The 13622-nt window shown below is 70.3% G+C and carries 11 protein-coding genes; 5 read left to right on the top strand and 6 right to left on the bottom strand.

What is annotated here, in order from left to right; all coding sequences use genetic code 11:
* Positions 1-108: 108 nt before the first annotated feature.
* Complete coding sequence (locus tag ACWGDB_RS06210; RefSeq protein ID WP_453821307.1) at positions 109-1011, top strand: D-alanyl-D-alanine carboxypeptidase family protein; 903 nt, start codon at positions 109-111, stop codon at positions 1009-1011.
* Positions 1012-1078: 67 nt separating this feature from the next.
* Here the strand turns inward: ACWGDB_RS06210 and ACWGDB_RS06205 are convergent, their stop codons facing one another.
* The 4 genes from ACWGDB_RS06205 to ACWGDB_RS06190 all read right to left on the bottom strand — a co-directional run bounded on the left by ACWGDB_RS06205 (position 1079) and on the right by ACWGDB_RS06190 (position 6711).
* Positions 1079-2512 (bottom strand): dihydrolipoamide acetyltransferase family protein, encoded by a 1434-nt coding sequence (locus ACWGDB_RS06205; protein WP_453821306.1) that lies wholly within the window; start codon positions 2510-2512, stop codon positions 1079-1081.
* A 10-nt stretch (positions 2513-2522) separates the two neighbouring features.
* Positions 2523-3512 carry an alpha-ketoacid dehydrogenase subunit beta gene (locus tag ACWGDB_RS06200; RefSeq protein ID WP_328880473.1) on the bottom strand — a complete coding sequence of 330 codons (990 nt, stop codon included), beginning with the start codon at positions 3510-3512 and terminating at the stop codon, positions 2523-2525.
* A 1-nt stretch (position 3513) separates the two neighbouring features.
* On the bottom strand, positions 3514-4689 hold the full coding sequence (pdhA, locus tag ACWGDB_RS06195) for a pyruvate dehydrogenase (acetyl-transferring) E1 component subunit alpha (RefSeq protein WP_328425795.1): 1176 nt from the start codon (positions 4687-4689) through the stop codon (positions 3514-3516).
* A gap of 468 nt (positions 4690-5157) precedes the next feature.
* The gene (locus ACWGDB_RS06190; protein ID WP_453821305.1) at positions 5158-6711 is read right to left on the bottom strand and encodes a protein kinase domain-containing protein; all 1554 of its coding nucleotides are present in this window, start codon (positions 6709-6711) and stop codon (positions 5158-5160) included.
* Between the two features lie 352 nt (positions 6712-7063).
* Between ACWGDB_RS06190 and ACWGDB_RS06185 the strand changes: the two genes are divergently transcribed.
* Positions 7064-8719, top strand: a complete 1656-nt coding sequence (locus ACWGDB_RS06185; RefSeq protein WP_453821304.1) for a protein kinase domain-containing protein — start codon at positions 7064-7066, stop codon at positions 8717-8719.
* Between the two features lie 80 nt (positions 8720-8799).
* Here ACWGDB_RS06185 and ACWGDB_RS06180 read toward each other — a convergent pair whose 3' ends face one another.
* Positions 8800-9339 carry a bacterial proteasome activator family protein gene (locus tag ACWGDB_RS06180; RefSeq protein ID WP_328425801.1) on the bottom strand — a complete coding sequence of 180 codons (540 nt, stop codon included), beginning with the start codon at positions 9337-9339 and terminating at the stop codon, positions 8800-8802.
* 155 nt (positions 9340-9494) lie between these two features.
* Here ACWGDB_RS06180 and ACWGDB_RS06175 point away from each other — a divergent pair, with 155 nt between their 5' ends.
* Positions 9495-10439, top strand: coding sequence for a hypothetical protein (locus ACWGDB_RS06175; protein ID WP_453821303.1), 945 nt, complete (start codon positions 9495-9497; stop codon positions 10437-10439).
* 48 nt (positions 10440-10487) lie between these two features.
* Here ACWGDB_RS06175 and ACWGDB_RS06170 read toward each other — a convergent pair whose 3' ends face one another.
* Positions 10488-11468, bottom strand: a complete 981-nt coding sequence (locus tag ACWGDB_RS06170; protein WP_453821302.1) for an NAD(P)H-quinone oxidoreductase — start codon at positions 11466-11468, stop codon at positions 10488-10490.
* A gap of 221 nt (positions 11469-11689) precedes the next feature.
* Between ACWGDB_RS06170 and ACWGDB_RS06165 the strand changes: the two genes are divergently transcribed.
* Together ACWGDB_RS06165 and ACWGDB_RS06160 are read left to right on the top strand one after the other, a co-directional pair.
* Positions 11690-12736 carry an ATP-binding cassette domain-containing protein gene (locus tag ACWGDB_RS06165; RefSeq protein WP_453821301.1) on the top strand — a complete coding sequence of 349 codons (1047 nt, stop codon included), beginning with the start codon at positions 11690-11692 and terminating at the stop codon, positions 12734-12736.
* Positions 12733-13581: an ABC transporter permease gene (locus tag ACWGDB_RS06160; protein ID WP_453821300.1), complete on the top strand. Its 849-nt coding sequence runs from the start codon at positions 12733-12735 to the stop codon at positions 13579-13581. Before ACWGDB_RS06165 ends, ACWGDB_RS06160 begins: the two co-directional genes overlap by 4 nt.
* Positions 13582-13622: the final 41 nt, after the last annotated feature.

Raw genomic sequence — 13622 nt, 5'->3', positions numbered from 1 at the left:
GGCGCACAACCTTCTGTGTTAACTACGTGTCACACACGTGCGGCCCCACTCTTCCCCCTCCAACTCGGCCGCACTTTCGGGGCATTCGACGTAATCGGGGTATTTAAGTTGATAACCGCCACAAAGGGCTTCCGCGTCCGCAGAGCCGCAGCCGTCGCCGTCACGACCGGCGCCGTGCTCGTGACCGGAGCTCTCACCGCGGCTCCCGCGCAGGCCGTGACGGCGCCCTCCATCACCGCCAAGGGCGGGTACCTGATGAACAGCGCGACCGGCACGACGCTCTTCACCAAGGCCGCCGACACCAAGAGGCTCACCGCCTCGACCACGAAGATCATGACCGCGAAGGTCGTGCTGTCGCAGTCGAACCTGAACCTGGACACCAAGGTGACGATCAAGAAGGAGGTCAGCGACTACATGGTCCGCAAGGGCTACCCGTCGACGGCCCGACTGATCGTCGGCGACAAGGTGACCGTCCGTCAGCTGCTGTACGGGATGATGCTGCCCTCCGGCTGCGACGCCGCGATGGCCCTCGCCGACAAGTTCGGTTCCGGCTCGACGGTCTCGGCCCGCACCAAGAACTTCATCGGCAAGATGAACACCATGGCCAAGAGCCTGGGCATGACGAACACGAAGTTCGACTCCTTCGACGGCATCAGCAACGGCTCCAACGCCTCGACGCCGCGCGATCTGACGAAGCTCGCCCGCAGCGTGATGAAGAGCTCCACGTTCAAGACCGTCGTGAAGACCAAGTCGTACACGGCCAAGACGATCACGAAGACGGGTTCCACCCGCACGATGGCGGCGTGGAAGAACACCAACGCGCTGCTCGGCTGGAACGGCACGCTCGGCATCAAGACCGGCTCCGGCACCGAGGCCAAGTACTGCCTCGTCTTCGCCGCCACGAAGAACGGCGAGCAGGTCATGGGCGCCGTGCTGACCGCCTCCTCGGAGGCCAACCGCACGGCGGACGTCAAGAAGCTGATCAACTACGGCTACGCCAGGATCAGCTGACGCCCCGCGTCACACGCAAAGGGGCGGCCACTCGACAGTGGCCGCCCCTTTCGCTGTCTCCCGTGGCTCACGCCCAGGTGATCAGCCGCTTCGGCTGTTCCAGGATCGCCGCCACGTCCGCCAGCACCCTGGAGCCCAGCTCACCGTCGACCAGCCGGTGGTCGAAGCTGAGCGCCAGCGTGGTGACCTGACGCGGCTTCACCTTGCCCTTGTGGACCCACGGCTGGAGCTTGATCGCGCCGACCGCGAGGATCGCGGACTCGCCGGGGTTCAGGATCGGGGTGCCGGTGTCGACGCCGAAGACGCCGACGTTGGTGATGGTGACCGTGCCGCCCTGCATCGCGGCGGGGGTGGTCTTGCCGTCCCGTGCCGTCGACACCAGCTCGCCGAGCGCCTCGGCCAGTTGCGGGAGCGTCCTGGCGTGGGCGTCCTTGATGTTCGGGACGATCAGGCCGCGCGGGGTCGCCGCAGCGATGCCCAGGTTGACGTAGTGCTTCTGCACGATCTCCTGGTTCGCCTCGTCCCAGGACGCGTTGACGTCCGGGTTGCGCTTGATCGCGACCAGCAGGGCCTTGGAGATCAGCAGCAGGGGGTTCACGCGCAGGCCCGCGAACTCCTTGTCCGCCTTGAGCTCCTCGACCAGCTTCATGGTGCGCGTCACGTCCACCGTCACGAACTCCGTGACATGCGGCGCCGTGAACGCCGACCCGACCATCGCCGCCGCCGTCGCCTTGCGCACGCCCTTGACCGGGATACGGGTCTCCCGGGCCGCGTCGTACGTGGCCGCGGCCACCGGCGCCGGTGCGGCGGCCGGGGCGACGACCGGCGCAGCCGGGGCAGCCGGGGCAGCCCGGGGCACCGGCTCGGCGGCCGGGGCCACCGCCGCGTGGACGTCCTCGCGGGTGATGATGCCGTCGGGGCCGGTCGGAGTCACCGTGGCCAGGTCGACGCCCAGGTCCTTCGCCAGCTTGCGCACCGGCGGCTTCGCCAGCGGTCGGTCGGACGTCACCGCCGGCGCGGGGCCGTGGCCGTTCAGCTCGGACTGCAGTGCCTGCGCCGGCGTCGAGGGCTCCTGCTGCGGGACGTCGGCACCCTTGCGCGGGCGGCGCTTCGTCGACGTCTGGGCCACGCCGTAGCCGACCAGGACCGGCTGGCGGCCCGAGCCCTCCGGCTTGGGCTCCTCCTGAGCGGCCTCCGGCTGCGCGGCCGGCGCCGGAGCAGTCGGCGCCGGAGCGGCCCCGCCCGCCAGGTCCACCGCGATGATCGCCGTACCGACGTCCACCGTGGTGCCCTCGGGGAAGTGCAGCTCGCGGACCACCCCGTCGTACGGGATCGGCAGCTCGACGGCCGCCTTGGCCGTCTCGACCTCGCACACCACCTGGCCGTCGGTGACCGTGTCGCCCGGCTGGACGTACCACTTGAGGATCTCGGCCTCGGTGAGTCCCTCGCCCACGTCGGGCATCTTGAACTCGCCCACGGACGCTTCCGTCATCGTCGTCACGACCCTCTCCTCAGTACGCCAGGGCACGGTCGACGGCGTCGAGCACCCGGTCCAGGCCCGGCAGGTACTCCTCCTCCAGACGCGCCGGCGGATACGGGGCGTGATAGCCGCCCACCCGCAGCACCGGGGCCTCCAGGTGATAGAAGCAGCGCTCCGTGATCCGGGCGGCGATCTCCGCGCCCGAGCCGAAGAACACCGGGGCCTCGTGGACCACCACCAGGCGGCGGGTCTTCTCGACCGACGTCTGGATCGAGTCGAAGTCCAGCGGGGAGACCGAGCGCAGGTCCAGGACCTCCAGGTTCCGGCCCTCCTCGGCGGCCGCGGCGGCGACCTCCTGGCAGAGCTTCACCATCGGGCCGTACGCGGCCAGCGTGAGGTCCGTGCCCTCGCGGACGACCTTCGCCTTGTGCAGCGGGCCCGGGATCGCCTCGGTGCTGACCTCGCCCTTGTCCCAGTAGCGCCGCTTGGGCTCGAAGAAGATCACCGGGTCGTCGCTCTGGATGGCCTGCTGCATCATCCAGTACGCGTCCGACGCGTTGGACGGCGAGACGATCTTCAGGCCCGCCACGTGCGCGAAGAGGGCTTCCGGCGACTCCGAGTGGTGCTCGACCGCGCCGATGCCGCCGCCGTAGGGGATGCGGACGACGACCGGGAGCTTGACCTTGCCCAGCGAGCGCGCGTGCATCTTCGCGAGCTGCGTGACGATCTGGTCGTAGGCCGGGAAGACGAAGCCGTCGAACTGGATCTCCACCACGGGACGGTAGCCGCGCAGGGCCAGGCCGATCGCGGTGCCCACGATGCCCGACTCGGCCAGCGGGGTGTCGATGACCCGGCTCTCGCCGAAGTCCTTCTGCAGGCCGTCGGTGACCCGGAAGACGCCGCCGAGCTTGCCGACGTCCTCGCCCATGATGAGGACCTTGGGGTCCGCGTCGAGCGCGTGCCGCAGCGATTCGTTGATCGCCTTGGCAAGAGCCATGCTCTTGACTGTCTCCGCTGCCATGTCAGGCCCCCTCTACGTCCGCGAACGACGCCTGGTAGGCGGCGAACTGGGCGCGCTCCTCGTCGACGAGCGCATGCCCGTCCGCGTACACGTTCTCGAAGATGGCGAAGTGGTCCGGGTCCGGCATGGCACGGACCGCCTCGCGCACTCGTTTGCCCAACGCCTCGCTCTCGGTCTCCAGTTCCGCGAAGAATCCCTCGTCCGCGTGGTTTGAAGCCTCGAGGTACCGGCGGACGCGCAGGATCGGGTCCTTCGCCTCCCAGGCCTCGCGCTCCTCGTCGGCCCGGTACTTCGTCGGGTCGTCGGAGGTGGTGTGGGCACCCATCCGGTACGTGTACGCCTCGACGAGCGTCGGCCCCTCGCCGCTGCGGGCGCGCTCCAGTGCCCACTTCGTCACGGCCAGGCAGGCCAGGACGTCGTTGCCGTCGACGCGGACGCCCGGGAAGCCGTAGCCCTGTGCCCGCTGGTAGAGCGGCACCCGGGTCTGCTTCTCGGTCGGCTCGGAGATGGCCCACTGGTTGTTCTGGCAGAAGAACACCACGGGCGCGTTGTAGACCGCGGAGAAGGTGAAGGACTCCGCGACGTCGCCCTGGCTGGAGGCGCCGTCGCCGAAGTAGGCGATCACCGCGCTGTCGGCGCCGTCCTTGGCGATGCCCATCGCGTAGCCGGTGGCGTGCAGCGTCTGGGAGCCGATGACGATCGTGTAGAGCTGGAAGTTGTTGCTGTTCGGGTCCCAGCCGCCGTTGTTCACGCCGCGGAACATGCCGAGCAGGTTGGCCGGGTCGACCCCGCGGCACCAGGCGACGCCGTGCTCGCGGTAGGTCGGGAAGACGTAGTCGTCCTCGCGGGTGGCGCGGCCGGAGCCGATCTGGGCGGCCTCCTGGCCGAGCAGCGACGCCCACAGGCCCAGCTCGCCCTGGCGCTGCAGGGAGGTGGCCTCGGCGTCGAAGCGGCGGGTGAGCACCATGTCGCGGTAGAGGCCGCGGAGCTCTTCGGGGGTGATGCCGGCGACGTACTTGTCGTATTCGGCATTCTTGACGCGCTTACCCTCTGGCGTCAGCAATTGCACGAGCTCGGGGTCCGTGCTCGGCGATTTCCTTGCGGTTGTCTTGCCGGCCGTGCTCTTGGTACCGGCGCTGCGTCGCGGCTTGCGCGCGGCAGTGCTCTCCACGGTCACGTGTGCTCCTCCGTCGGTCCGGCTACCCGGGTTCGCCGGGTGCCAGTGCGGCTCACCTGAAGCCCTACGGACGCACAGGGTGGGTGCGGCTCGTTGGGGGACAGGCGTGACAGGTGCCCCGGCGAGCGCCCTGCAATAGGCACGTTACCCAGTGCTCCACATTTCTGTGAAACCCCTCCTGACCTGCGTTTTTGCTTGGATTTCCAAGTAAACCGCGAAAGTCGGGAACAAGTCCTGGTCACAGCCTTGCAGGGGGCCGGAACAACGGCACGTTATATCGGTGACCCAGGTCACGGGAAGAGTCGCCGGACGTGAGATCCCAGCCGGGGGTGACCTCGGAGTGCCACCCGGCCGGCCGATACGTCCCGAAAACGCCACGCGCGCGTGCACCCCGTTGCCGGGGCCGCACGCGCGCGTACAGGCTGTTTTGCGCCAGGAAGGGGTCAGCGGAAGGGTTCAGCCCTAGGACTAGACGCCGCCCGTCGGATCTGTCGGCAGCGAGGGATCCGGGGTCGGCTCGTCCGTCGGCTCCTCGGTGGTCGGGTCCTCCGTGGGCTCCTCCGTCGGCTCCTCGGTGGTCGGCTCCTCCGTCGGCTCTTCGGTGGGCTCCTCGGTCGGCTCCTCGGTCGGCGTGTCCGAGGGCGTGTAGTCCGGGTCGGTGCCCGTACCGGAGCCGTCGTCGGTGACCTCGTCGGTCGGCTCGTCGGTCGGCTCGTCCGTCGGCTCGTCGGTGGCCTGGTCCTCGTCGGTGGTCTGCGAGGTGGTCGGCGTCTGCTTGGTGTCGTCGCCGCCACCACCGCCGCCGCCGTTGTTCAGCGCCAGCGCGACACCCGCCGCGATGGCGATCACCGCGAGGACGGCGAGGATCCACAGCTTGCCGCGGCCGCTGCCCCTGTTGCCGCGCCCCTCGAAGCCGCCGTCGTCACCGCCGCCGTACCCGGAGGGCATGATCGGCTGCGGGATCTGCGTGGTGCCGGGACCGGAGTCGCCGGGGTGCCCCATGACGGTGGTGTTCGCGAAACCCGCCGCCGGGGTGTGCCGGCCCTCGTGCATCGTCACCGGGCCGGTGTTCCAGGTGCCGGTGTGGCCGCCCTGGTCGTACAGCATCTGCAGGGCGTACTGGACGAGGCCGCGCATCTCCTCGGCCGTCTGGAAGCGGTCGTCCGGCTCCTTGGCGAGCGAGCGCATGACCAGGCCGTCGAGCTCCGGCGGCACCGCGTCGGAGGCCTCGGACGGCGGGGTCGGGATGTCCTGGACGTGCTGGTAGACCACCGACAGCGGCGTCTCGCCGGTGAACGGCGGGCGCAGCGCGAGAAGTTCGTAGAGCAGGCAGCCCGTCGCGTACAGGTCGGAACGGTGGTCGACCGCCTTGCCGAGCGCCTGCTCGGGCGACAGGTACTGCGGGGTGCCCATGACCATGCCGGTCTGCGTCATCGTCGACTGCGCGCCGTGCAGGGCGCGGGCGATGCCGAAGTCCATCACCTTCACGGCGCCGTTGTGGGTGATGATGACGTTGGCGGGCTTGATGTCGCGGTGCACGATGCCGTGCTGATGCGAGTAGGCGAGGGCCTCCAGGACACCGGAGACGATGATCAGGGCCTGCTCGGGGCCGGGCGCCTCGGCGTTGAGGAGGAGGTCGCGGATGGTGCGGCCCTCGACGATCTCCATCACGATGTACGGCACGCTGTGCGCGCCCACGACGTCCTCGCCGGAGTCGTACACGGCGACGATCGCATGGTGGTTGAGGCCGGCCACCGACTGGGCCTCGCGCGTGAAGCGGGCCTTGGAGACCGGGTCCTCGGCGAGGTCGGAGCGCAGCAGCTTGACCGCCACGGTGCGTCCGAGACGTACGTCCTCGGCCGCGAACACCTCGGCCATGCCGCCCCGGCCGAGTCTGCGGGTCAGCCGATATCGGCCATCCCCGACAAGTCCGCCATTACCCCACATTTCCGGCGCGTCTGACATACCGCCGCCAGCCGCCTCGGGGTCGGACGGGCCCTGAGCGCGCTGCTGCTGTGCCATCGGTCCTCGCCGTCGTTTCTGCCCGCGGTGCGCGCGGTGTTGTTACGGTCTCCGTCGGCCACGCTACAGCCTCAAAGCAAGCCGTCGGTCCGAGACGGTGGCCCCGGCCTGACGCAGACGGACCGGCCATCAAACCGTTACCCCGTCCCGTCGTGCAAATTCTGTGCACCGGCCGTACAGCCCCTGTAACGCTTCCGCGACGCTCCCTTCGCGTACGGTCACGGAACGGGCACCGCGCTTGACCTGTCAGTGCCGTGGGGCAGACTTGGCCGGGAATACCACATTGGATCACTCGGGATCATTCGATCCACGGCAATCGCAGGCGCCCGAGAGGGTACGGGGGACGCAGAACATGAGCCAGGACGGCGCACAGGGCCAGAACGCGGGGCGGTCGCTGGCCGGCGGCCGCTATCAGCTGCGCGACCTGCTCGGCCAGGGCGGCATGGCCGCCGTGCATCTCGCTTACGACTCCGTGCTCGACCGGCAGGTCGCGGTCAAGACGCTGCACACCGAACTCGGCCGCGAGCAGGCCTTCCGCGAGCGCTTCCGCCGCGAGGCCCAGGCCGTGGCGAAGCTCACGCACACCAATATCGTCTCTGTCTTCGACACCGGCGAGGACGACGTCGACGGCATGACGACGCCGTACATCGTCATGGAGTACATCGAGGGCCGCCCGCTCAGCTCCGTCTTCGACGAGGACGTACGGCAGTTGGGCGCGATGCCCGCCGACAAGGCGCTGAAGATCACCGCCGACGTGCTCGCGGCGCTGGAGATCAGCCACGAGATGGGCCTGGTCCACCGGGACATCAAGCCGGGCAACGTGATGATGAACAAGCGCGGCGTGGTCAAGGTCATGGACTTCGGCATCGCGCGCGCCATGCAGTCCGGTGTGACGTCGATGACACAGACCGGCATGGTGGTCGGCACCCCGCAGTACCTCTCGCCGGAACAGGCGCTGGGCCGGGGCGTGGACGCCCGCTCCGACCTCTACTCGGTCGGCATCATGCTGTTCCAACTGGTCACCGGGCGGCTGCCGTTCGACGCGGACTCGCCGCTGGCGATCGCGTACGCGCACGTGCAGGAGGAGCCGGTCGCTCCGTCCTCGATCAACAGCGCTCTGCCGCCGGCCGTGGACGCGCTGGTGGCCCGCGCGCTGAAGAAGAACCCGAACGAGCGCTTCCCGAGCGCCGAGTCCATGCGCGACGAGTGCCTGCGCGTGGCCGCGTCCTTCCAGGCGGCCGCGCCCAGCATCGTGCCGGGCTCGCAGTCGCAGAGCGGCCAGGGCGTCGGCGCCTCGGTGTTCCCGCCGGTCGGCGGCCAGACGCCGCCGCCCGCGGGCCACGTCCAGACGCCGTACCAGCAGACGCCGGCCCCGAACCCGTACGGCACCCCGCCGCCGTCGATGCCTTCACCGGCGTACGGCTACCCGCAGCAGCAGGGCTTCCAGACGCCGCCGCCGGCCTCGTACTCCCCGCAGCCGGGCCACCCGACCCCGGCGCCGTACACCATGTCGCCCCAGACGCAGCCCACTTCGGGCGGCGGCAAGAGCAACCGGCCGATGATCATCGGCTCCATCATCGTGTCCGTCGTCGCGGTGGGCGGCCTGATCCTGGCCCTGAACCTGAAGGGCGGGGGGACCGAGGACGACGGGGGCAGCAGCGGCGGCAGCGGCGGCACGACCGCCACGGAGTCGGCGACGAAGGCGGCGGGATACCGGGCGGGCGACAGCGCGAACACGGTCGAGACGACCGAGTGCACCGAGCCGCGGGAGTCGTACCTCGACCCCGACAAGGTGACGATGCCGGACATGACCTTCAAGTACTGGCCGTCGGTCGTGGAATGCCTCAAGGCCGCCGGGTGGGACGTCGAGAAGGTCGACACCGACGAGAACACCTTTGGCGAGGGCACCGTCATGCGGCAGTCGCCCGAGAAGGGCACGGATTTCGACCCGGACGATCCGCCGGAGATGAAGTTCACGGTCTCGACGGGCAATCCGGACTCGGACTGATCCCGTGACCGAAAGGGCCCGGCAGCATCGGCTGCCGGGCCCTTCGCGTACGCGGCGGTGTCCTACAAGTCGGGTGTGTCCTACAGGTACGGTCCGCCCGAGCGGCCGCCCGGGTGCTGCTCGCCGTCCTCGGGGCCGCCCACGCCCGGCGGGAGGGCGCGGCGCATCTGCTCCAGCTGGGCCCGCGCGGCCATCTGCTGGGCGAACAGCGTGGTCTGGATGCCGTGGAACAGGCCCTCCAGCCAGCCGACCAACTGGGCCTGCGCGATCCGCAGTTCCGCGTCGCTCGGTGTCGCCTCGTCCGTGAACGGCAGGGAGAGCCGCTCCAGCTCCTCGACGAGCTCCGGGGCCAGGCCGTCCTCCAGCTCCTTCACGGAGCTGGCGTGGATCTCCTTGAGCCGGACGCGGCTCGCCTCGTCCAGCGGCGCCACGCGGACCTCTTCGAGCAACTGCTTGATCATGCTTCCGATCCGCATGACCTTCGCCGGCTGCTCGACCATCTCCGTCACCGGAACCTCACGGGAGTCCTCGTCACCTCCGCCGCCGATGGCCATCCCGTCCTGGCCCACGACCAGGATCTGGGGGTTCTCCGACGACCGTTCGTTCCTCGGCATCTCCATGCCGCCATTCTCTCGCACCCGTACAGCTCATCATCGTGGTGCCCCCTGTGTGGGGTGATCCACCGTTTGCGGGCGGGGAGATTCCGTCGGGCCGGGTTCGGTCGGGTGGCGGTCTCCGAAATGCCGGGTCTGCAGGGTCCTGTGAGGCTTGTTCCATGACTTCTTGGCTGGGGGCGGTACGGGCGGGGCGGGGGCGACCGCGGGAGCTGCGCACCGCCGGATTGCTGGGGGTGCTGGCGGTGGGGCTGATCATGGGGCCGGGCGGGTCCGTGATGGCGTACGGCCTTGAGGGCACGCGTGGCGCGGCCCCGTCGGGGGCTTCCTCCGACGCCAGAGCCGGGGCCCGGGCTTCCTCCGACGCCAGGGCCGGGTCAAAGGGCGCCTCCGACTCCACAGCCGGGGCCAGGGCCTCGTCCCGCTCCGCAGCCGAGTCCAGGGGCTCCTACGGCCCCGCAAGCACTCCTCGGCCCGGCCCGTCTGCCGCCTCGCGGGGCGCCTCCGGCTCCACGGCAGCACCGCCGGCCTCCGCCGGGCCCTCGGGTTCCCCTGCAACCGCGTCCGAGGGATCCGGCGGCTCCGCCTCCGCGTCCGGGGCCCCCTCCGGCTCACCCGCGGCGTCCGATGTCCCCTCCGCCTCCCCCACGGAGTCCGGGAAGTCCGGACAGCACTGGGACATGAAACCCGGCGCGGCGCGTACCTCCACGGCCCACGGCCCCGCAGCCTCCCGTCCCAGCCCCTCCGACGGGCCGTCCCGGGCCGGGAGCCGGGCCGGTGAGGGTCGGGAGCGGCCGGGGCGGGAGAAGGGGCCGCTGGAGGACGAGGAAGCGGCGACCGGGCGGGAACCCGGCCGCGAGGAGGAGGGTGACAGCTCGACGCGGCCGGAGTCGGAGGGCGAGGACGACGGGGGTACGGCGACCGAGAGCTCGGAGGCCGCCGGCGAGACCTCCGCCCCGGCGACCCACCCCGTGCACCGGCCCGTCACACATGCCGAGGACCCCGCCGAACCCGTACTGCAGGTGCTGCCCCTCGGCGCCGGGCTGGTGCTCATCGGGCTCGGGCTGGGCCTCGCCTTCGTGGGACTCAGGCTGCGGCGCGGCTAGCAGGTGGCCGCTGGGACCGCTCGGACCGCCCTGGCCGCCGTGGCCGTCCTACGGCACGACCAGGAGCACCTTGCCCACGTGTCCGCTCTCCTCCAGCACCCGGTGTGCCCCGGCCGCGTCGTCCATCGGCATCTCACGGTCCACCACCGGCCGTACATGCCCGGCGTCCAGCAGGGGCCAGACGTGCTCACGTACGGCCGCGACGATCGCCGCCTTCTCATCGAGGGGACGGGCACGCAGCGAGGTCGCGCTGACGGCCGCCCGCTTGGCCAGGAGCGCGCCGATGTTGAGCTCGCCCTTGACGCCGCCCTGCAGACCGATGATGGCGAGGCGGCCGTTCACGGCGAGGGTCCGGACGTTGCGGTCGAGGTACTTGGCGCCCATGTTGTCGAGGATGACGTCGGCTCCGGCCCCGCCGGTGGCCTCCTTGACCTCGGCGACGAAGTCCTGCTCCCGGTAGTTGACGAGGATGTCGGCGCCCAGCTCGGCACACCGGTCGAGCTTGTCCTTGCTGCCCGCCGTGACCGCGACCTTGGCCCCGACGGCCTTGGCCAGCTGGATGGCCATCGTGCCGATGCCGCTCGAACCGCCGTGCACGAGCAGGGTCTCGCCGGGGCGCAGATGGGACACCATGAAGACGTTCGACCAGACCGTGCAGACCACCTCGGGCAGCGCGGCGGCCTGCGTGAGGCTCACGCCCTTGGGCACGGGCAGCAACTGGCCTGCCGGTACGGCGACCTTCTCGGCGTAGCCGCCGCCCGAGAGCAGCGCGCACACCTCGTCGCCGACGGCCCAGCCGGAGACGCCGGGGCCGATCTCGGCGATCCGGCCGGAGCACTCCAGACCGGGGTAGGGGGAGGCGCCGGGCGGCGGGTTGTAGAAGCCCTGCCGCTGCAGGATGTCGGCACGGTTGACGGCCCCGGCCACCACCTCGACCAGCACCTCGCCCTCTCCGGCGACGGGATCGGGGACCTCGTCCCACACCAGCGCCTCGGGCCCACCAGGTTCGGGAATCGTGATCGCATGCATGGGACGGACGCTACTCCCCGGCCCTCGCGCCCCTGCCGCCGTACTCCCGCCCGGGCCCGCGGGGGAGCCCTCCGCCTCGGTCCCCGGTCCCATCCCTCTCGGTCCTTGGGCGGGTCCTTCGAAAAATCCCTGTGCGTCGCCGATGAGTTTGCGCCACCGTAAAGGTCTCCCCATGCGTAGCCCAAGAACGCGGAAGGACCACCCGGAAGGACCCCGACAGCATGAGCACGCAGACGACGTCCGGTCTCGCGATCGAGACCGCCGGCCTGGTGAAGACGTTCGGTGAGACACGGGCCGTCGACGGCGTGGACCTCGCGGTTCCGGCCGGCACGGTCTACGGCGTCCTCGGCCCCAACGGCGCCGGAAAGACCACCACGGTGAAGATGCTCGCCACCCTCCTACGACCCGACGGCGGCGAGGCCCACGTCTTCGGCCACGACGTCGTCCGCGAGGCCGACGCGGTACGTGGCCGCGTCAGCCTCACCGGGCAGTACGCCTCCGTGGACGAGGACCTCACCGGCACCGAGAACCTGGTCCTGCTGGGCCGGCTCCTCGGACACGGCAAGCAGGCCGCGCGGCAGCGCTCCGCGCAGCTCCTGGAGGCCTTCGGGCTGACGGAGGCGGCCGCGAAGCAGGTCAAGAACTACTCCGGCGGCATGCGGCGCCGTATCGACATCGCCGCCTCCATCCTCAACACCCCCGACCTGCTCTTCCTCGACGAGCCGACGACCGGCCTCGACCCGCGCAGCCGCAACCAGGTGTGGGACATCGTGCGCGCGGTCGTCGCGCAGGGCACCACGGTGCTGCTGACCACGCAGTACCTGGACGAGGCCGACCAGTTGGCCTCCCGGATCGCCGTCATCGACCGCGGCAAGGTGATCGCCGAGGGGACCAAGGGCGAGCTCAAGGCGTCCGTGGGCGCCGGTTCCGTTCATCTGCGGCTGCGCGACGCGGCGCAGCGTCCGGAGGCCGAGCGCGTCCTGCGACTGACCCTGGACGCGGAGGTGCAGCTGGAGCCGGACCCCGTGGCCCTCACCGCACGTGTCGGCTCCGGGGCCGCCAATGGCCAGGGCGCGGCGGAACAGGCCGCCCGCGCGCTCGCCGAGCTGGCCCGCACCGGCATCACCGTCGACAACTTCTCGCTGGGCCAGCCCAGCCTGGACGAGGTGTTCCTCGCCCTCACCGGACACGACACCCACGACGCACGCGACAACGACGACCGGACGGACAAGGCCGGCAAGGACGACAAGGACGGGGTGGCGGCATGAGCACCGTGACGCAGACCGAGGACAAGGAACTCGCCCCCGTCAGCGCCGAGTCGCTCGCGGCGCTGCTCGTCGCGGGGGAGCGACCGCCGCGGCCCAGCGCCCTGTCGGCCTCGATGACCTTCGGCTGGCGCGCGATCCTGAAGATCAAGCACGTGCCGGAGCAGCTCTTCGACGTCACCGCGTTCCCGATCATGATGGTGCTGATGTACACGTACCTGTTCGGGGGTGCCCTGGCCGGCTCCCCGAAGGAGTACATCCAGTTCCTTCTGCCGGGCATCCTGGTGATGTCGGTCGTGATGATCACGATGTACACGGGCGTCTCGGTGAACACCGACATCGAGAAGGGTGTCTTCGACCGGTTCCGTACGCTGCCCATCTGGCGGCCGTCGACGATGGTCGGCTATCTGCTGGGCGATGCCCTGCGCTACACGATCGCGTCCGTGGTGATGCTCACCGTCGGCATGATCATCGGCTACCGCCCGGACGGCGGGGTGGCCGGTGTCCTCGCCGGGATCGCCCTGCTGGTCGCCTTCTCGTTCGCGTTCTCATGGGTCTGGACGATGTTCGGGCTGTTGCTGCGCAGCGAGAAGTCGGTGATGGGCGTCAGCATGATGGTGCTGTTCCCGCTGACCTTCCTGTCGAACATCTTCGTCGACCCGAAGACCATGCCGGGCTGGCTCCAGGCCTTCGTCAACAACAGCCCGATCACTCATCTGGCCTCGGCCGTCCGCGAGTTGATGGCGGGCAACTGGCCGGCGGACGAGATCGCCTGGTCGGTGGGCTGGGCGGGCCTGCTCGTCCTGGTCTTCGGACCGATCACCATGCGGCTGTACAACCGCAAGTAGCGCGTACAGCCGCACTCGGCACCGACGATGAAGCCCGTTTG

The organism is Streptomyces sp. NPDC055013 (assembly GCF_053608645.1).
The sequence above is the reverse complement of the archived record's forward strand: the minus strand, read 5'-3'. Positions and strand labels throughout refer to the sequence as shown.